16 protein-coding genes and 1 tRNA gene are annotated in these 18,791 nt (G+C 46.6%); 9 read left to right on the top strand and 8 right to left on the bottom strand.

Going from position 1 to position 18,791, the window contains the following annotated elements:
• Positions 1-165: 165 nt before the first annotated feature.
• Both IAG03_RS09075 and IAG03_RS09080 read right to left on the bottom strand, forming a co-directional pair.
• The gene (locus tag IAG03_RS09075) at positions 166-1,476 is read right to left on the bottom strand and encodes a transglutaminase domain-containing protein (protein WP_249319804.1); all 1,311 of its coding nucleotides are present in this window, start codon (positions 1,474-1,476) and stop codon (positions 166-168) included.
• Positions 1,477-1,642: 166 nt separating this feature from the next.
• On the bottom strand, positions 1,643-3,427 hold the full coding sequence (locus IAG03_RS09080; RefSeq protein ID WP_249319805.1) for an ABC transporter ATP-binding protein: 1,785 nt from the start codon (positions 3,425-3,427) through the stop codon (positions 1,643-1,645).
• A gap of 421 nt (positions 3,428-3,848) precedes the next feature.
• On the opposite strand from IAG03_RS09080, the gene rlmD reads away from it, so the two are divergent.
• A complete protein-coding gene (rlmD, locus tag IAG03_RS09085) occupies positions 3,849-5,222 on the top strand; it encodes a 23S rRNA (uracil(1939)-C(5))-methyltransferase RlmD (protein ID WP_249319806.1) in 1,374 nt (457 codons plus the stop codon).
• A gap of 193 nt (positions 5,223-5,415) precedes the next feature.
• Here rlmD and IAG03_RS09090 read toward each other — a convergent pair whose 3' ends face one another.
• From IAG03_RS09090 to IAG03_RS09100, 3 genes are all read right to left on the bottom strand, one after another.
• Entirely contained in the window at positions 5,416-5,844 is a 429-nt protein-coding gene (locus IAG03_RS09090) for a hypothetical protein (protein WP_249319807.1), read from the bottom strand.
• A complete protein-coding gene (locus tag IAG03_RS09095) occupies positions 5,768-6,163 on the bottom strand; it encodes a TfoX/Sxy family protein (protein ID WP_249319808.1) in 396 nt (131 codons plus the stop codon). The genes IAG03_RS09090 and IAG03_RS09095 overlap by 77 nt, the downstream gene beginning before the upstream one ends.
• 303 nt (positions 6,164-6,466) lie before the next feature.
• Positions 6,467-7,225: a TraX family protein gene (locus tag IAG03_RS09100; protein WP_249319809.1), complete on the bottom strand. Its 759-nt coding sequence runs from the start codon at positions 7,223-7,225 to the stop codon at positions 6,467-6,469.
• Between the two features lie 259 nt (positions 7,226-7,484).
• On the opposite strand from IAG03_RS09100, the gene IAG03_RS09105 reads away from it, so the two are divergent.
• The 6 genes from IAG03_RS09105 to tnpA all read left to right on the top strand — a co-directional run bounded on the left by IAG03_RS09105 (position 7,485) and on the right by tnpA (position 13,951).
• A complete protein-coding gene (locus IAG03_RS09105; protein WP_249319810.1) occupies positions 7,485-9,281 on the top strand; it encodes a cache domain-containing sensor histidine kinase in 1,797 nt (598 codons plus the stop codon).
• Positions 9,256-10,017, top strand: coding sequence for a response regulator transcription factor (locus IAG03_RS09110; protein WP_249319811.1), 762 nt, complete (start codon positions 9,256-9,258; stop codon positions 10,015-10,017). Before IAG03_RS09105 ends, IAG03_RS09110 begins: the two co-directional genes overlap by 26 nt.
• 103 nt (positions 10,018-10,120) lie before the next feature.
• On the top strand, positions 10,121-11,479 hold the full coding sequence (locus IAG03_RS09115; protein ID WP_249319812.1) for an ABC transporter substrate-binding protein: 1,359 nt from the start codon (positions 10,121-10,123) through the stop codon (positions 11,477-11,479).
• 80 nt (positions 11,480-11,559) lie between these two features.
• Entirely contained in the window at positions 11,560-12,429 is an 870-nt protein-coding gene (locus IAG03_RS09120) for a carbohydrate ABC transporter permease (RefSeq protein WP_249319813.1), read from the top strand.
• The gene (locus tag IAG03_RS09125; protein ID WP_249319814.1) at positions 12,426-13,280 is read left to right on the top strand and encodes a carbohydrate ABC transporter permease; all 855 of its coding nucleotides are present in this window, start codon (positions 12,426-12,428) and stop codon (positions 13,278-13,280) included. Before IAG03_RS09120 ends, IAG03_RS09125 begins: the two co-directional genes overlap by 4 nt.
• Positions 13,281-13,489: 209 nt before the next feature.
• Positions 13,490-13,951, top strand: a complete 462-nt coding sequence (gene tnpA / locus IAG03_RS14575; protein WP_430472453.1) for an IS200/IS605 family transposase — start codon at positions 13,490-13,492, stop codon at positions 13,949-13,951.
• A 308-nt stretch (positions 13,952-14,259) separates the two neighbouring features.
• Here the strand turns inward: tnpA and IAG03_RS09135 are convergent, their stop codons facing one another.
• Positions 14,260-15,666: a hypothetical protein gene (locus IAG03_RS09135; RefSeq protein WP_249319815.1), complete on the bottom strand. Its 1,407-nt coding sequence runs from the start codon at positions 15,664-15,666 to the stop codon at positions 14,260-14,262.
• Positions 15,667-15,933: 267 nt separating this feature from the next.
• Between IAG03_RS09135 and IAG03_RS09140 the strand changes: the two genes are divergently transcribed.
• Positions 15,934-17,067, top strand: coding sequence for an IS3 family transposase (locus tag IAG03_RS09140; protein ID WP_249319816.1), 1,134 nt, complete (start codon positions 15,934-15,936; stop codon positions 17,065-17,067).
• Positions 17,068-17,265: 198 nt separating this feature from the next.
• Here the strand turns inward: IAG03_RS09140 and IAG03_RS09145 are convergent.
• Both IAG03_RS09145 and nth read right to left on the bottom strand, forming a co-directional pair.
• Positions 17,266-17,341, bottom strand: a tRNA-Ala gene (locus IAG03_RS09145).
• 69 nt (positions 17,342-17,410) lie between these two features.
• Positions 17,411-18,046 carry an endonuclease III gene (gene nth / locus IAG03_RS09150; protein WP_249319817.1) on the bottom strand — a complete coding sequence of 212 codons (636 nt, stop codon included), beginning with the start codon at positions 18,044-18,046 and terminating at the stop codon, positions 17,411-17,413.
• An 82-nt stretch (positions 18,047-18,128) separates the two neighbouring features.
• Between nth and IAG03_RS09155 the strand changes: the two genes are divergently transcribed.
• Positions 18,129-18,785, top strand: a complete 657-nt coding sequence (locus tag IAG03_RS09155) for a TraX family protein (RefSeq protein ID WP_249319818.1) — start codon at positions 18,129-18,131, stop codon at positions 18,783-18,785.
• Positions 18,786-18,791 lie beyond the last annotated feature (6 nt).

Consider the following 18,791-nt stretch of genomic DNA (forward strand, 5'->3'; position numbering starts at 1 on the left):
CTCTAAAACCGTCTCTCTCGAAACCCTTTAGAATCTTCAGGTCCGTTTCGCTCTTGTTGTTTAATTTTCAAGGTCCGCCGCCCGCCCGTCTCCGGGAGAGCGAGATTTATTTTAGCACCTTTCTCCACCTTTGTCAATACCTTTTTTTAATCTTTTTTTGAGTTTTTATTTTTCGGCATCCACATACAGCAGTTTTATCGTAATTCCACGGGAGATTGGATCCGATACAAAGACGCTTCTTTTCGTTTCCAACTCCACGCCGGACTTCCGTGATGCAGCCCCCATGCAGTGGCTTACCAAATACGGTGTCTTGCTGAATAGTCCATCGAGCGCATTCTCGAAATCCAGTGACTCGTCAATATAGACGGACACGCTCTCTTTCTTTGATTTTGCCGCCTCTGCAATCGCATCAACCAGTTGCGGATTCGTTTTATCGTGAAGCGTCTTGATCGGGATTCCCTTCGCCAAAAAATAATTTGCCGCTGTAGCACTGCATACAGGCAGACGAAGATTTGTATTTTGCAAATCCTCCGCGCTGGCTGTTTCCAAATCCAAATTTTCGTAAGAGCCGTAAATCACATGATCCCGCGTAATCCGATCATCCGTCACATTAAAGTACTGGTAATTCATCATCTCTTCGCCGTCTCCCCAGGTCGCGTCCAGATGATACCAGTCTCCGTCCACCTTTACGAGATTCCACATATGATCCATTCCCTTAGAGGTTCCGTTAACCAGAATACTCTCCATTCCTGTGCAGCCCAAAAGTGACTGCATTGCACGGGAATATCCCTCGCAAACCGCCTTTCCGTCAACCAGGGCGCCATAAAGCGTATACGCTTTCCAGTTTTCTTCTCCAGAAGCCGTTTCCGTATCGTATGTACAGCGTTTGGAGAGGCTTTCAAACAGATAAATTTCCCGATCCAGTTCAGACAGACCGTTCGGCATTTGACGAAAAATTTCATCCCGAATCCGATTGAGATTTCTCTGCATCGTAGTATACCGTTCCGGCGAAACATAGGAGTAAAGCGATAGCGTCGTAACATCGCTGCCGTAGGCATAGCGGTAACGGTTCGCAAGCCAGAACACTTCCGGATTCTCATTCCGGAACGTAGAAATCACCAATTGCAGACTGGCTTCCTGAAGCCGCCCCTCATACACAATCTCCTCGATCGGATAGAGCCCTTCTTCGTTGGGTTCCGTTTGAATTTTCGAAATTCCCTGTGCAATCTGCTGGTAAAGCAGTTGCTCCGCTTCACCCGGAAGCTGCTCATATCCCATACGCTGCTCCACATAAGGATATTCCGCATTTTCGGGCGCCGGAACCAATGGATCTTCCTTTGTTTGCTGCCCGGATACCATCCCCCAAATCCAGCCCGCCAGATCCACCTGATAAATCAGCATTCCGCAAATCTGTACCAGAACCAGAAGGAATGCCCCCATCGCAACAGTACATGCAATTTTTTTGGCCGTCCTCAAGAAAGGCTTCCCCCTATCATATCAAAATCCGGTAAAACACGCCGAATTCCGGCATGAGCCGGCCTCCCAAACGCATCAGATCCGCACCAAGCGCTCTATGCGATCGCAAGGTTCCACTATTATACCACAGCTGTCTGCCGCAGTTCCTGTCTATTTTATGAATATTTTAGCAGTTTTCAAGCAATCCGGAATTCTGATAAAGCCGGTAATAGACTCCCCGCTTTTGCATCAGCTCCGCATGCGATCCCATCTCTTCAATTCCATTTTCCGTCAAAACCAAAATCGTTTTGGCATTTTGAATCGTCGACAGCCGGTGTGCAACCGTAAACGTCGTGCGGCCTTTGGTCAGACGCTCCAGTGAATCCTGCACAATTCGTTCACTCTCGTTGTCCAGTGCAGAAGTCGCTTCATCCAGAATCAGAACCGGCGGATTCTTCAGGAAAACCCGTGCGATGCTGATTCGCTGCTTCTGGCCGCCGGAAAGTTTCACACCGCGTTCCCCGACATTTGTCTGATATCCGTCCGTCAAACGTTCAATAAACGCATGCGCGCCCGCAAGCTTTGCAGCCTGCAGAACCTCTTCCTCTGTTGCATCCGGCCGGCCGTAAAGGATATTCTCATAAACAGTTCCTGCAAACAGATACACGTCCTGTTGGACAATTCCGATCTGCGAGCGCAAAGACTGCAGCGTATATTCCCGGATGTCTTTTCCGTCAATCAGAATTTCACCGGAAGAAATCTCATAAAATCTGGGAATTAAATTGCACATCGTCGTTTTTCCGCTTCCCGACGGTCCGACAATGGCAACGCTGTCTCCCGCTTCAACATGCAGCGTAATATGAGAGAGGACATCCTTCTTGCCGTCAATATAATGGAAGCTGACGTTCCGGAAATCCACCGTACCGTGAATATCGGAAGGCGATTCATTTCCAGCAGCAAGTGCAAGTTCGTCAGGCATATCCATAATCTCGACAAACCGTTCAATTCCGGTCATGCCGAGTTGGAACTGCTCTACGTAGTTGACAATCACGGTGATGGTTGTGAGCAGCATCGATACATACATCAGATAGGCAATCAGGTCGCTGGGCGCAATTGCGCCGCGAATCATAAAAAGCGCGCCTGCAACCACGACAATAATATACATCAACCCCTCGAACATGCGGGTAGAGGTCCGGAAACACGCCATATAATGATACATCCGGCGTTTGATATTCAAAAATCGCGCATTGCCTTCCTGAAATTTTTCCTCCTCGACCTGTTCATTTGTAAAGGATTTTACGACCCGAATTCCCAGCAGACTGTCCTCGACACTGGAATTGAGCTCTCCAATCTGAACGCGAGAATCCTTAAATGCCAACCGCATTTTTTTATTAAAGTAATAGGCACACGCAAGCATCACCGGAAGCACTGCAAAAATGATCAGCGTCAGCCACACATTCATCGTGCAAAGGATCGAAAAGGCCGCAACAATTTTCAGAAATGCAATGAAGAATTCTTCCGGGCAATGATGGGAAAACTCCGTCACCTCAAAAAGATCATGCGTGATCCGGGACATCACTTGTCCAACCTTCGTGTTATCATAGTATGTAAAACTTAATTTTTGCAGATGGGAAAACAGATCCCGCCGCATATCTGTTTCTAGGCGCGCCCCCATAATATGCCCGATCGACGCCATAAAATAGTTTGCAGCGCCGTCAATCAGGCGGAGCCCCAAATATAAAAGGCCCAGCCGAAGGATCACGCTCACCGTCAACGATGCAAGATCATTCGTCCCTATATCTGTAAGATACCGGATAATCAGCGGCAGTACGATCTCACAAACCGTCGTCAAGGCCGCACAAAATAAATCCAAGGCCAGAATCCCGAGATAAGGCCTATAATACGGCATAAACCGCCGGATCAGGCCCTTGTTTTTTTGCTGTGTGTTCAAAATTAGTCCCTCCGTTTCCATTTCCATTTTTCATTATGGCACATCTGAGACTTTGAAGCAAGCCGGGAAAGCAAAAGACCGGCGGAAACCGCCGGTCTTTTGCTTTTGGGGAGGAGTTATATTGAAAAAGGTGCGGTATCCACCGCAAGGCTTGTACGCAAAACAGAATGTAGTGATACAGATTAAATTTATACCTTAGTATAAGATATTGAATAAATAATGTCAAGCATTTTTGTAGAGTTTTTTGTTTTTAGGTCATATCCCAAAAAACGCCATAAATTTTCAAAGAATGGATTGTAACAAATTCCGAATCTTTAAAAACCCCTTAACAAAAAGAGGACGGGAACATTGACAAACCGCCGAATTTATACCATTATTATAGAAAAAACAAAATGCACCCTCACGTCCTAAACTTTTGCCTATATTATTTTATGGAGGATTCATGTCCATTCAAAAAAACGACTCTATTTCCCTTACGATCACCGGAATGACCGCAGAAGGCGCCGGCGTCGGCCGGTATGAAGGCATGGCAATTTTTGTTCCCTGCTCTGCACCCGGCGATCAGCTCATCGCCAGAATTATCAAACGATCCAAAACCTATGCCGTCGGAAAAATCGAACAGATTCTCACCCCGTCCCCCGATCGAATCGTCCCGGACTGTCCGCAGTTTTTCAGGTGCGGCGGATGTGAGTTCCGCCATTTGCGTTACGAAGCGGAACTGCGTCTGAAAGAGCAGCGCGTCTGCGACGCCATTTCCCGAATCGGCGGGTTTTCTCCTGCGCTTGTTCAGCCGATTCTCGGCGCAGAAGCGCCGGACCGCTACCGCAACAAAGCACAAATTCCCATTGGATGCCAGAAAGACGGCAGTCTGTGTATGGGCTTTTACGCCAACCACAGCCATCGGATTGTCGATTGTCCGGACTGTCGTCTGCAGCCCGGTGTTTTTACAACAATCCAGAATCTTTTTCGGGCTTGGTTCGAGAAATATCACATTTCTATTTATGAAGAAGTTTCCGGAAAAGGCTGCTTGCGCCATCTATATTTGCGGTATGCCGAAAGGACAGGAGAAATCATGGTCTGTCTCGTCGCGGCCAGCATGCCGGAACACTGTGACGTACTGTGCGAGATGCTGCACGCAGAAGTTCCGGAAATCGTCAGTATTCTGCTCAACTATAATCCGGACAAGACCAACGTCGTGCTTGGCAAACGTTTTGAAACACTCTGGGGACGCGATCAGATCGAGGATCTGCTGTGCGGACTGCGCTTTTCCATTGCACCGGCTTCTTTTTATCAGGTAAACCACGCGCAGACACAGCGGCTTTATCAAGCCGCCGCTGCCGAAGCCGCGCTGCCGAAAGACGGTCTTTTACTGGATCTCTATTGCGGAACCGGAACCATCGGTCTGACCATCGCCAAGGACGCCGGCCGCCTGATTGGTGTAGAAATTGTAGAAAGCGCCGTGGAAAACGCACAGCAAAATGCACGCCGGAACGGAATTTTGAACGCGGAATTTCTCTGTATGGATGCCACAAAAGCGGCTGCGCGTCTGGCCCGGGAGGGCCTGCAACCGACTGTCGTTACCATTGACCCACCGCGAAAGGGCTGCACGCCGGAGGTTGTTTCCGCAATCACTGCGATGCAGCCGGAACGAATCGTCTACGTCTCCTGCGACCCTGCGACCCTCGCACGGGATTTAAAACAATTTGCAGCGCTCGGATATCCGCCGATGCGCCTCACGCCGGTCGATATGTTCCCCCGAACTGCAAATGTCGAGACGGTATGCTTGCTGTCCAAGGCTCAGACCATCTCGCTTTAAGGCAAAAGCGCTGCCGCCCGCCCTTTCCTTTTTCTGTTTTCCAATTCACTTTTGACGGATAAAAAACGCTATCTGCACGTTTTTCGGTTTTCAAAACGGCCGACGGTGCAACCATTATCAAAATGCGTCCACAAACATTTTCTTTTCTGTGGACGCATTTTTTATTGCGGCAAAATTCCGTTAAGCGTACTTATCACACGATCGGAGAATGGATGCCCATCGCCTGATGAATTTTATCCAGCGTTATACCTTTTGTATAGACCGAGTCAGATTCTGCCACTGCGGTAATAAAATCCAAAAACGCCTCCGTAATGGTGCCCTCTTCAATTTGCACATTGCAGTATTCTCCGGAAATCTCTAGCGGCAATGTAAAGTGGGTTCCTACATACTCCCGGACGGCAATCACCACATCCTGCGGCAAATGCAGACGCTGCGGTTTTGCGATACGCAGCAGCTTTCCGCTTTCTGCACAATCCTGATACAGCCGGTTGAGTACCGTTTTCCGGATATCCGGCGGCGCAGCGATCGAAACATTTTGCGGCAGATCATAAATAAAACCAGTCTCTGTAAAAAGGCGCAGACCGCCCTTGTAAAAAATTCCGATATAGGCCTGCCGCCGCATCCGCCTTCTTTTCCTTTGGCTTTGGCAACGGAATCACCTTTTCCAGAATCGGAATCACCTGCCTGAGCAGATCCGGGGCTTCGATGTCCAAAATATAATGCTTCTTCGCGCCGCCGTACGGATATCCGCGCGGCGCTTGTTCCATCAGGATCTCCAGTTCGGGCAGTTCCTTCACAAAAACCGTATTGTCGCAGACTAAAAGGATTGGCCGATCCTGCAGATATACCATATACTCGCCAAACATTTTCCGGTACCGAATTTCTCCGAATTCACGAATCTGTTCACAAACGAACTCTACATAATCTACTGAGGTTGCCATTGCGATCATTTTCCCTTTCCTTTTCCATGTTCAGGATCTTCCGCCGCACTCTGTACAGCGTTCGTAAATAAAATTCACATGTAAATTTCTGTGCAGACCAGGACGCCCGGAAAGTCTCCCTTCGGCAAAAATAGAGCGTCCAATTTTGGAAGTTTCGCAGCTTTCTCTTTCCAAAAAGGATCGATTCCAAATGGGATTTCATCCCGCAATTCCAGATTGGATGAATTCACATAATTTCTGACTTGTACATATAAATCTCGTCTGAACCCCATCCTGCAATCCGCATAAATTAAAAGAAAACGCCTATTTTAGAACAAACTGCATGATTAGACCAATCACAAGCAAATGCAGGGGATAATAGAGATAAAATAACCATTTCATCACCCGATTGATCCGGGCATTTTTTCCACGAGTTCCATTATAGAAAAACAACAGCGGAATGGACAACACCACACCGAACTGCAAAACTCCATAAAGCGGATCCAGCGCCAGGCAATAAACCCCTGCATACAGAGCGATGTAGAAAAGGCACCACAAAATCTGCTTTTTTGCGTTGCCGCGATTGGTTCCGATCGAGAGCACGCACAGAGAGGCAATACAGCTCCAATCACTCGGCAGCGCGGCCGCACAGGCCAGCACCACCAGTACAGGCTTCCATGCTGCTCGAATCCTGGAGCTTTCCGCAATCCGCAGCATCACAAGCCCCCACGCAAGCGCCCACATCACACTGGTTTGATTTAAAACGTCTCCGTAATAAAACGGCAGGAACGACTTCCAGTCGACATAATTTTCAGATGCCAAAATATACGGAACATGCGAAACACCCGCAAAAAGGAACAGTCTGCCCGTATATTTTTTGATGTCATGCGTGTAGTGAAACCCTTCTGCAATAAAAAAGCACATGATCGGACAGGTCAGCCTTCCGATGATATGTAGAAAGACAGGCAGCGGCTCCTTCGCATACCCCGGAAACAGCATCCAGGTAAGATGATCTACCGTCATTGCGGCAATGGCAATCAGTTTCAAAACATTCGCATCGAATTCGGGAGCCAATTTTTTCACGCTTCGATATGTCTCCCCATTTTGAGAATCTTGCACTCCGGTTCCCATTTTTCTTCTTGCACCCTTTCTTCATAAGGCCTTCTTCGGCAAAGATGTTTTTCAAATTCATTGTACAACGATCCAAAAAGGCACGCAAGCCTTTTCTGTGCACAGCCCTACGCACCGAAATTTTAGAAATTTCACCCTAAAAAATCGGCCTTGACACAATTCCATTTGGATTTTATGATAAAATAGATCTTTAAACAGGAGAAGTTCTGCCATGAAAAAATTGCTGGGAACCATCGGACAAAAAATTCTTTTTACAAGCGTACTGCTGCTGGTAATCGCCATTCTGACAACCGGTGCCATTCTCAGCCGTCTGTACACTTCGGAAAGCATCTTTCAGGCAGGATATTATTCCACCAGTCTGGTGGAACAAATTGCAGCAAACCTCAACACGCGCACGAAAGAATACGAGGACGGCATTCTCTCCATGGTGCAGGACTGGCGCTTGTTCGAGGATTATTTCAACAATTCCGACAGTCTTCCCTATTACAACCGGCGCAATCTGGCCTCTTTTGTCAACACCCGAAACACCACGCAATCGCCAATCGAAGAAATTTACGTCCTGGACCGTTACGGGCAGATCACAGAATTCTGTTATTCCACCCAACGTTTTGAAGGAAAAAGCCCCGCAGTGCGGGAAAAGCTGCTCGAAACTGGAGATGATTTTCCCTGGGGATGTGAATGGTTTGTCACCGAAGATTCCCCGGATATCGTTTATATGGCCCGCCGCATCATCCACGCACGCACCTTACAGCCGCAGGGCTCCATTGTCGTCGGCATCCAAAAACAAATTTTCAGTTCGCAGTTTTCCACGCTGCAGGAAGGCGGGTACGGCAGTCTTCTGGTCGCCAGCGAACAGGGCCAGCTGATCTTCGGCAGTACCGAAGAACCCGTCGAGATTGCAGAATTGCTTTCTGTCCCCAGAGAACAGTACACGGAGTCTTCTCTCCTAAAATTTCAAAACGGAAAGTTCCTGTTTCGCCGTCATAACAGCCGAGACGGAAAATGGGCCGTGCTCTATTTTATTTCCGAGCACGCGCTCTCTCAAAAAATGTCCCAGACGATTGCGCTGATCTTTCTGGTGTGCGCTGCGTTTATTGTCATTTCCGGCGTCTGTATGTCCGGAATTGCACACAATCTTACCCAAGGTATTCAGCGCCTGATCAAGCACCTGAAGCTTGTGCGTCATGGCGGCTGGGAACCCATTGGGCCTCCCTATCCGAACGATGAAGTTGGGGAAATTACGCTGGCCTACAACGAAATGGTTCGGGATCTGCACATGCTGGTCGAAGAGGTTTCCGAACAAAAAATGTTGGCCGAGCGCGCGCAGTTTCGCGCTTTACAGGCAGAATTCAAGGAACTGCAGGCAATGCTTAATCCCCATTTCATCTATAATGCAATGGAGGCGATGAATGCCCGCGCAAAACTTGCAGGCCAACAGGAAATCAGCCGGATCTGCATTGCGCTTGCCAAATTGATGCGCGCCTCACTCAGTCGAAAATCCAATATCATCACCATGGAAGAAGAAATTTCCCATCTGCAAAACTATTTGGAAATTCAGCAATTTATTATGGGAGATCGCCTCGACGCCTTTTTTGAGCTTTGCGACGGCCTGGATCGCGTCCGGATTCCTGCGCTTCTGCTGCAGCCGATCGTCGAAAATTCCATCGTGCATGGCGTGGAAGGACAGGAAGGCGATGCCGTGATTTTCATTTCCGTGTCCTTTGAAACCTATCATGACCAGGAATGCGTCGCCGTTCGTATTTCTGACAACGGCGCTGGAATGGATGCCGAAACGCTCAACCAGCTGCGAAGCCTGACACCGAAAAGCGAAGACCCGCCCGGACACTTCGGCCTGATCAGCGTAATGCGCCGGATCTGGATCTACTATGGAGAAGCGTATGGCCTGCAGATTGAAAGCACGCAGGGCCAGGGCACCAATATTACCGTGCATCTGCCGGTTCATAAGGAAGGAGAGGATCCCTTTGAAATCCGTCGTATTTGTGGATGATAATCCCCTGATTTTACAGTCGCTCCGCCATTCCATCCCGCTGGAACCACTGGGATATCAGCTCGCCGGCGCCTTTACAAACAGCAGCGAAGCGTTTGCTTTCTGCTGCGAAAACCGTCCGCAAATGCTCATTACGGACATCAAGATGCCGGGCATGTCCGGACTGGAACTCATTGAACGCCTGCAAACGGTTTATTCGAATTTTTCGTCCATCGTCATTACCGGATATGACGAATTTGCCTATGCGCAGAAAGCGCTGCGTCTTGGCGCAATCGATATTATTCTCAAACCGATCGACGACGAATCGCTCATTGCAGCGCTTCGCCGCGCTTCCGGCTTACGGGATGTCTCTACCCATTCTGCGGAAACCGCCGCCGTGGCGGCCGATTCCGGATTTCACGCATTGGATCCCGAAATCCAGACCACTGCCGCCGTACGGCGGGCGCTCGATTATCTGCAGGATCACCTTTCCGAAAAGACCAGCCTTGCGGAGCTCGCAGACTATGCCGGCCTGAGCAGCGCACATTTATCAAAGCTTCTCAAGAAGGAAACCGGCATGAATTTTGTCGACATCAACAACCGCATGCGCGTCGAAAAGGCGATCACGCTGCTCACGGACGGACGGTACAAAGTCTACGAAATTTCCAATATGGTCGGGATCGATAACTATGCTTATTTTTACCAAATTTTTAAAAAGGTTACTGGAAAAAGCCCAAAAGAATATCAATATTTCTAATAAAATGACAAAACAGACAAATTGTGTTCCTCCTGACGAAATGGATATAATAAAAACATCGACAGGGATGTTTCCCGTCACATTTTAAGGAGGTATTTGTCAAATGAAGCATGTAGCAAAAATTGCGGCAATCCTGCTGGCATTCCTGATGATTTTTGCAGGCTGCAGCACTGGATCTGCCGGAAGCTCGGATGCGTCTTCTACGCCTTCTGCGTCCACAGCTTCTTCGGAAGCAGAATCTGAGGATTCTTCCGCATCCGGCGAAGAAGTTACACTGTCCTTTATGCATCACATGGGTGAGCAGGGCAAAAAAGACGCGCTCGTTGCGCTGTCTGAAGATTTCACCGCAAAGAACCCGAACATCAAAGTAGAAGTCGAATTCCTTTCCTATGACGATTTTATCAACGTCTTCAAGCAGAGAGCTGCTGCTGACAATGCACCGGATTTCGTACAGCTGACGCCGTACCAGAGCCCGGAGACCATTGATGCCGGCCTCATCCTCGAACTCGACAGCGATTTGTATCCGGCAGAAGTCGGCCAGGACGTCATCGAACCGATGAAGCATGGCGGCAAATACTATGCGATTCCGCTTTCCCGCAGCGGCTACGGCATGTACTACAACAAAAACATGCTCGAAAAAGCGGGCGTTGATCCTTCCGCTCTCTCCACCATCTCCGGCCTGCTTGACGCTTGCCAGAAGGTGAAAGACGCTGGTATGGTTCCGCTGGCTTCCGGTTATGCGGAGAGCTGGACCGAGAACATGATCATCGAAGGCCCGATCTTTGCCGGCCTGATGAAGGAAGACCCGAACATGGCTGTTGACCTGATGAGCGGCGACAAGAAGTTCTCCGATTATCCGGAACTCGCAACCATCGTTGACAACTGCTACAAACTCCTCCGCGACTATGCGCTGGTAAATGAAGAGGTTGCAAGCAACCAGGCTTCCGATCAGTATGCACAGTTCGGCCGCGGCGACGCTGCGATGATGATGCAGGGCGTTTGGGCGATCACTGACATCCGCACCGCGCAGGAAGCTGCCGGAAACACCGATGAGTTTGGCTTCACCTACTATGCATGGTCGGACGACGAAAGCCGCAACTATCTTGCTGCGAACGGCGACTCCATCATGTGCAGCGCAGGCACCAAACATCCGGAAGAAGCAAAAAAATTCCTCAAATATATGATGACAAAAGAAGCGGGCAAAATCTGGTCTGAATACACCGGTACGATCAGCGCTGTTTCCGGCGTTGAAGTCGACAATCCGGATCCGATGATGCCGCAGATGCAGAAACTCTTCGACGAGAAGGCTTACTACTTCGAGCAGAACTCTGCATTTACCGGCCAGTACTACAGCGATCTTGATAAGATCTTCATTCAGGGTCGTGTCGATGGCAAGACCTCTGACGAAGTCATCGCCGAGTGGCAGGAAGCGTTCGATAATATCCGTGCAATCGGCGGCTAAAATCCCCGTAAGCATTTTTTCACGGTACCCCGCTCCCCTCTTACGGGGGGCGGGGAATCTTTCTAGAAGGGTGATGCTCCATGCTGCAAAGCAAGCAAAAGCGGCGGCTCCTTAATCAGCTCGTCATGTTCAGTTTCCTTTTTCCAGCAGTCGCGATCTTTGTTTTCGTGCTGCTCATTCCCTTTATCCAGGGCGTTGGGATTGCCTTTACCGATTGGAACGGCATCAATCCGACCTACAATTTTATCGGCCTCAATAACATCAAATATCTGCTCAACGACAAACAGGCGGGCAACGCAATTCTCAACACGCTCTATTACACCGTGCTCACCTGCGTCGGCGTCAACATTTTGGCGCTCGTTCTGACTGTTGCGCTCAACAGCAATGTCTTTGGGCACAAATTTTTGCAGAGCGTCATGTTTCTGCCTATGATCACCAGCCTCGTAATCGCAGCATTCATGTGGCTGCGAATCTTCAGCGACGTCTTTCCCGTCAATTTCGGCGTCGCAAGCCCCCTGACCGCCACATCGACCGTCATGCCCGGCATCGCGCTGATCTGCCTGTGGCGTGACACCGGCCTCGCAATGGTCATCTACAATGCGGGTCTGCAGTCCGTTCCGGAAGAGCTCCGGGAAGCCGCCAAAATCGACGGTGCAAACGCGTGGCAGACCTTCTGGAAGATCACCTTCCCGATGCTTGCGCCGGCCTTTACAACCTGCATTACACTTTGGCTCGGCTACGGCCTGAAAGCCTTTGAATATCCCCGTGTTGCGACAAACGGCGGTCCTGGAAAAGCCAGTGAAACGGTTGCGCTGTTCGTCTATAACCACTTCTTCTCCAATAACCGCGCAGGCTATGGCCAGATGGCTTCGATCATCATGCTGATCATCGTTGTCGTGATTACCGGAATTACGACAAAGCTGCTTCGGAAACGGGAGGTGCAGCTATGAACAAGAATCCCGACCGCATGAAACCGGACCGCAAAGTCAATCTTCCGCTCTCCATTCTGATGTGGCTTATTGTCGCGGTTTTCGCGATGCCGTTTTATATTTTGATTGTCTATGCTGTAAAACCCAGGGAAGCGACTATGCTCAAAAACCCGCTTTCTCTTCCCACCAGCCTGTGCTGGGAAAACTTTACCGAAGCCATTGAAAAGTCGAAATTTACGCTTGCCTTCTGCAATTCACTTATCGCAACCATTTGCGGCACCTTGCTGCTTGTCATCGTGTGCAGTATGGCAGCTTATGTGATTGTCCGCCGGGAACGTTCCCGTTTTTACAACGCCTGGCAGTATATTTTCCTTGCAGCAGTCATGCTGCCGTTCCAAACCGCCATGTTTCCGCTGTATAAAAACCTTGTGAACCTGCATATGCTCAATACCCTTTGGGGCTATGTCCTGGTTTCTGTGGGGTTCCAGCTCGGATTTAATATTTTCCTGTACTGCGGATTCATTAAGACCGTGCCGCTGGAGTTGGAAGAAGCCGCACAAATCGACGGCTGCAACGCCTACGGAACCTATTTCAAAATTGTGTTCCCGCTGCTCAAGCCGATCACGATGACAGTTGTGGTCCTTGCAGCTTTGGGAATCTGGAACGACTACCAGATTGCGCTCGTCGTCATCATGAAGGACAACGTCCGCACGCTTCCGGTCGCACAGCAGGCCTTTATCGGACAGCAGATTTCTTATCACAATCTCGCGGCCGCAGCTTGCCTGCTCTCGATCATCCCGATGTTCCTGCTTTTCCTGTTCTTGCAGAAATTTATTGTCAAGGGCATTGCCGCAGGCGCTGTAAAAGGATAATCGAAATTTATCAGAGATTAAAAAAACGGCATCTGCACGGCGTTGCCTGCAGATGCCGTTTTTTCAGATTATGGCTTTAGCCAGTTGAGGACGGAAGATCCGAAACAAACAACCACCCGCAATGCGGGTGCGCGTCAAGAGTTATACAAAAAAATTCTCCAAAGCAGTACAATAAGGTTGTTCAAGTCTTAGAGAACTGCGAAAGGAGAATTTTAACGGCTAACAGCACAAATGGTCTATCACACACAAAATGGTTATGCAAGAACCACATTGTAATTGTTCCAAAATACCGCAGGAGAATACTATATAACCAAACCCGAAAAGATTTACAGGAGATAATAAAGATATTGTGCAAATACAAAGGCGTAGAGATTATAGAGGGGCATATGATGCCGGATCATGTACATCTTTTGCTAAGCATCCCCCAAAACGAGCATACATATACTGATTTAAAAAAGGCTAAAAAGGCAGCGAATCAACATAAAGGTTATTTCGTTTTCGATGAATTCGGAAAAGCCGTTTATCCTATTGTAAAACCCAAAAGCTACACAGTGCGCGTGACGGTTGATGCTTTAAACATTCGTAAAGGCGCAGGAACCCTCTGCAAAAAGGTCGGAATGATTACAGATCAGGGCGTGTATGCCACACTAAAGGTAATGGGGGTAAACTAAAATCTGGTGCCGGATGGATTTGCTTGAAGTACACGAAAAAGGTTTAAAAGCGGAGATCACCTATAATGGGTGGTCTCCGTAATTATCACATAAAAAAGACACTCTTTATTACAAAGAGTGTCTTTTGGTTTGGACGAAAACCGTCCCCATACAGGGTTCGGATATGCGTCCAATGTCTGTGGAGTACGAAAAAGATGTTTTTGCATTTTTTGTGGAGAGAGTTGAACTCCCGCATCTTACATGCAATTCAAAAACAATTTTACAAGAAAAAATATCTCTAATATTTAACATTAGACAATTCGTTTTCTCTAAAAAATTTGTTGAATAAGACGTTTTATTTTTTCATCGGGAATTCCGAGGTGTTTAAATAAACATGCATATACTAAAGCAAGGAGAGCTGGGTATATTTCCGCATTTTCTCCCCATTCAATTGTGCCGGAGTGTGTTTTGCCATTACGAAGCTTTACAAAAGACGAAATATTTGTATCTGTTATTTGTGGTAATGACCATTTTGAAATTACTGCATCAATTGCATCTGTATTTTCATTATATAGTGTAAGGATTTTCTGCTTTAATGTGTAATCCAAATACTGAAAAGCACTACTTATCGTGGTTTGCTTAGAAGGATCAAGTTCTGAATGTAACTCTGTAAATTCTTTTATAGTACCTTTTATTTTTTCTTTTAATTCTGCTATCAAACTGTCTTTCTTTCGCTTTTGCTTATTCCACTCATATGAAATTTCTAACGCTGTACATATGTCTTGAATGTTTGTAATTGATATTTGATTATTTTTTCTATTATCCTCCGGCAAAAGAGTAAGCAATGGTTCGCATTTACCACTCACAATACTATCCACTAATTTTGGAATATAATCAAATATATGAAGTACGGAAATTACATTTCCGTATTTTTTGGAAGAATAATTATCGTAAGGATCAGCGAATTTACAATATGCTGTTGTAAAGAATTGATTATCGGAATTTCTTTGGCTTAGATATGTATCAAAGAAAATGTTTTTTTGTTTTGTCAAAATAGCAATCAAAGATTTAACAATGCGATAGTACTTCTCTATTTTATCAAATTCTTGTGCATTTTCAAAAGAAAAACGTACAAAGGAGTTAAGTTCCCCTAAACTGTATGATTTAAGATAATCATCATTATTTTTTTCACCAAACTGTCCTACAGAAATCGTTAGATTTACTTTTTCTCTATCTATTATCAAATCAATTGAATGAGTATAATCTTTCCAATGGCGTGTTTTTATTTCCCATACGCCGTTAAGGCTTAAATCATTTTGTGTGTCAGCTGGATCAATAGCCATTTGTGGCATGAATATAGAATTTATATTGCCACCGTAAAATGTAATTGCATGAAATTCATCCCATCGGTTTGCTATTCGATTAAAAAATCCTCCAACATTTCCTGCAGACTGTACGATTATAGGCGTTGCAAATCGGACACACTTATCCAACCCAAAAAGGCTGTGATAAAACTTATCATTGCGCAACAATGCAATTGAATAACCGCCACTGCTACCGAATAGATATTCCGGCAACTCAATGTTGCGCGAACGAATGCGATCAAAAATTTCCTCTATTTTTGTTGGATTGCTTTCGGCTGGAAGTAAAGAAACAATATAGTTCGACACGCTAAATGTAAATGTATCTTTATCAACATTGATATATCCATTAAAATCATTTGATACTTTCGCCATGTCTAATCCGTGACCTCCTTATAAAGCATTTGGATAAAACTGTTAAGATAGTTTCGGTATCATGATTGATTCGATTACGCTCTGCATAAACATTTCTAGGCTACGACAACAAATCAAAAATGGTAACATTGTGTTTCATAGAAACTTTCACTTTTTAACATTTCATATAAAATTAAATGTTTTTTTGTTTTGTTGTAATTATACCACACTTTTATAAAAAGTCCTTATAAATTTTCATGTTATAATTCTCCTAGAGGAGTTGATAACATGAACAAAAAATATACTGAAGAACAAAAGCAAGCAGTAATTAATCAATTTACTGATGGAATGTCTGTAGTAGCTATTGTTTCTAATACCGGAATTCCTCGTAGCACGGTGTATGCGTGGATTAAAATCTATCAAACCAAGCAAAACAAAAAAGAAGTTTCACTCAAAAACTTTCGCGTTCTCGAAGCAAAAGTAAAACGCTTAGAAGGAATCATTGAGATTTTACAAAATGTCGGTTGCCGGGTAGATGATCCCTTAGATATTAAGCTCTACGCATTGGAACAACTTTATGGACAGTACAGCGTTCATATGTTGTGCGATGCGCTTAAAGTTTCAAGAGGAACATTTTACAACCACGTCCTTCGCAACAAAAAAGACAACACATGGTACGCTAAACGCCGAGAGGAGTATCGTCTGAAAATACAACAAATATATGATGACAGCAATCAAATCTTTGGCGCAGCTAAAATTGCCACTGTCATGAAAGATAATGGCTATCGTATCTCGGTTGAAATGGTTAGAAAACTGATGCGAGATATGGGGCTTATCAGCATTCGGCAAGATGCAAAGGATTTGTACGATAAAGAACAACGCCGATATAAAAATTACTTAAATCAACAATTTACTACCACAAGACCGAATGAGGTGTGGGTAAGCGATATTACCTATTTTCGGTTCAACAATAAGAATTTCTATATCTGTGTTATCCTTGATTTATTTTCACGCATGGTTATTGCCTATAAAGTGGGAAAAGTAAACAGTACACAACTTGTCAGAAGTACATTTCAAATGGCTTATATGGAGCGAAAACCCGTACTGCCGCTGACTTTTCATACGGATCGCGGCTCCAACTATCAGTCTAAAACTTTTCGCCTACTTTTACGTTCGTTCGGGGTGACTCAGTCTTTTTCCAGAGCACACATCCCATATGACAATTCCGTCATGGAATCTTTCTTTTCCAATCTTAAGCGAGAAGAACTATACAGAACAAAATACCGTTCTGAAGGCGAATTCAGAACGGCGGTAGATCGATATATAGTCTTTTATAATGAACAGCGGCCACACGCAAAAAACGGATACAAGACACCAATGAAGAAAGAACTGGACTATCTCAACAAACAGGCCATTTTATAACCAGAATCAAATTAGACAGACGGGTTCGGATTGTAAATTTTTTTGTTTTCAATCTTTGTTTTACACTTTTTTTGATTTTTCTGTCCAATTTGAATTTGGAAATAGATAGCCTACGAACCCGCATAAATACTGAGATTATAACAAAAACACCACTGCTGTCCAAACCTTAGGGGTTCAGATTTCAATGGTGTTTTCATATGGTGGACCTGAAGAGACTCGAACTCTCGACCTCTCGGATGCGAACCGAACGCTCTCCCAGCTGAGCTACAGGCCCGTAAGAACAGGAGATATTATAACACATCTCCCGCCAAAATTCAACACAAAAATGAGAAGATTTCAAAATTTATTTTTCTGCTGCCGCAAATCTGCAAAATCCCTGCATACAGCACCCGCCGCAATTCGGTTTTCGGGCCGTACAGACCGCGCGCCCATGCAGTACCAGGCGGTGGCAAAAATCATTCGATTCCTCCGGCGGCAAAACTGCCCAGAGGTCTTTCTCCACTTTCTGCGGAACCGTTTGGTCTGTCAGACCGAGTCTTCCGCAAAGCCGGATGCAGTGCGTATCCGTTACAACCGCCGGTTTTCCAAAAATGTCCCCGACAATCAGATTTGCCGTCTTTCTTCCAACACCCGGCAGCTTCGTCAGCGCCTCTACGGTATCGGGTACAACGCCGCCATAGAGATCCCGCAGTGCATGGCACATGGCAAAAATATCTTTTGCTTTTGTTTTATATAGTCCGCAGGAACGGATATACGGCTCAATTTCCTCCGCGCTCGACGCACAAAACGCCTCAAGTGTCGGAAACCGTTCAAACAACGCCGGCGTGACCAGGTTGACGCGCGCATCTGTGCATTGCGCCGCCAGACGGGTTGCGATCAATAGCTGCAAAGGATCTGTATATTCCAGAGAGCAGACCGCCTCCGGATACGCCTTCTTCAGCGCCTCCACCGCAAGGCGGGCAAGTTTCGTTTTCTCCATTGCATCGCACCCTCCCTTTTGTTATGATTATACTGAATCCTGCATGATTTTGCAAGGCTGTGTGGAAAGGAGCGTTTTCTGCTTGACCGGATTTGGACTAAAACTTCTGGCTGTTGCCGCCATGTTCCTTGACCATACTGGCGCCATCCTGTTTCCGGAACTTTCGGTTTTGCGGGTCATCGGCCGCCTTGCGTTTCCAATCTACTGCTTTTTGCTTGCAGAGGGTTTTTATCATACTTCCAGCAAACCGCGGTATGCGCTGCGGTTGTTTCTGTTTGCCATTCTTTCCGAATTTCCGTTTGATCTTGCCTTTCACCGGATGGATGCCCCTTTTCAAAAACAGAATGTATATTTCACACTGCTTCTTGGCCTTCTGACTGTTTGGGGCTGCGATATTGTGCGGAAGCGCCATTTGCTGCTTTGTCTGCCCGTCGGAGCCGCAGGCTGCGCCGCCGCTTATCTGCTGCAAAGCGATTACCGCTATTACGGCGTGATTTTTATTCTTCTTTTTTACTTTTTCCGCCAGAATCGCCCGCTTGCGCTCTCGGCCTTTTTTACTGCGAATGCAGGATATGCATTTCTTGTCAAAAGCACACTGCAGCACGCCGGCGCACTCGCGGTGATTCCGCTGAGGCTTTATAACGGCCAGCGCGGGAAGCACCTTTCCAAATGGGTTTTCTACGCCTTCTATCCCGTGCATTTGCTTCTGCTCTACTTTTTGCAGCGGATTCTCTTTTGATCGGAA

The organism is Yeguia hominis, assembly GCF_014384705.1.
Classification (GTDB): domain Bacteria; phylum Bacillota; class Clostridia; order Oscillospirales; family Acutalibacteraceae; genus Yeguia; species Yeguia hominis.

Excerpts from the sequence above, each read along its gene's own strand:
- IAG03_RS09080 (WP_249319805.1), bottom strand. The coding sequence starts at position 3,427 with ATGGAAACGGAGGGACTAATTTTGAACACACAGCAAAAAAACAAGGGC.
- rlmD (WP_249319806.1), top strand. The coding sequence starts at position 3,849 with ATGTCCATTCAAAAAAACGACTCTATTTCCCTTACGATCACCGGAATG.
- IAG03_RS09090 (WP_249319807.1), bottom strand. The coding sequence starts at position 5,844 with ATGCGGCGGCAGGCCTATATCGGAATTTTTTACAAGGGCGGTCTGCGC.
- IAG03_RS09095 (WP_249319808.1), bottom strand. The coding sequence starts at position 6,163 with ATGGCAACCTCAGTAGATTATGTAGAGTTCGTTTGTGAACAGATTCGT.
- IAG03_RS09105 (WP_249319810.1), top strand. The coding sequence starts at position 7,485 with ATGAAAAAATTGCTGGGAACCATCGGACAAAAAATTCTTTTTACAAGC.
- IAG03_RS09115 (WP_249319812.1), top strand. The coding sequence starts at position 10,121 with ATGAAGCATGTAGCAAAAATTGCGGCAATCCTGCTGGCATTCCTGATG.
- IAG03_RS09120 (WP_249319813.1), top strand. The coding sequence starts at position 11,560 with ATGCTGCAAAGCAAGCAAAAGCGGCGGCTCCTTAATCAGCTCGTCATG.
- IAG03_RS09125 (WP_249319814.1), top strand. The coding sequence starts at position 12,426 with ATGAACAAGAATCCCGACCGCATGAAACCGGACCGCAAAGTCAATCTT.
- IAG03_RS09135 (WP_249319815.1), bottom strand. The coding sequence starts at position 15,666 with ATGGCGAAAGTATCAAATGATTTTAATGGATATATCAATGTTGATAAA.
- IAG03_RS09140 (WP_249319816.1), top strand. The coding sequence starts at position 15,934 with ATGAACAAAAAATATACTGAAGAACAAAAGCAAGCAGTAATTAATCAA.
- nth (WP_249319817.1), bottom strand. The coding sequence starts at position 18,046 with ATGGAGAAAACGAAACTTGCCCGCCTTGCGGTGGAGGCGCTGAAGAAG.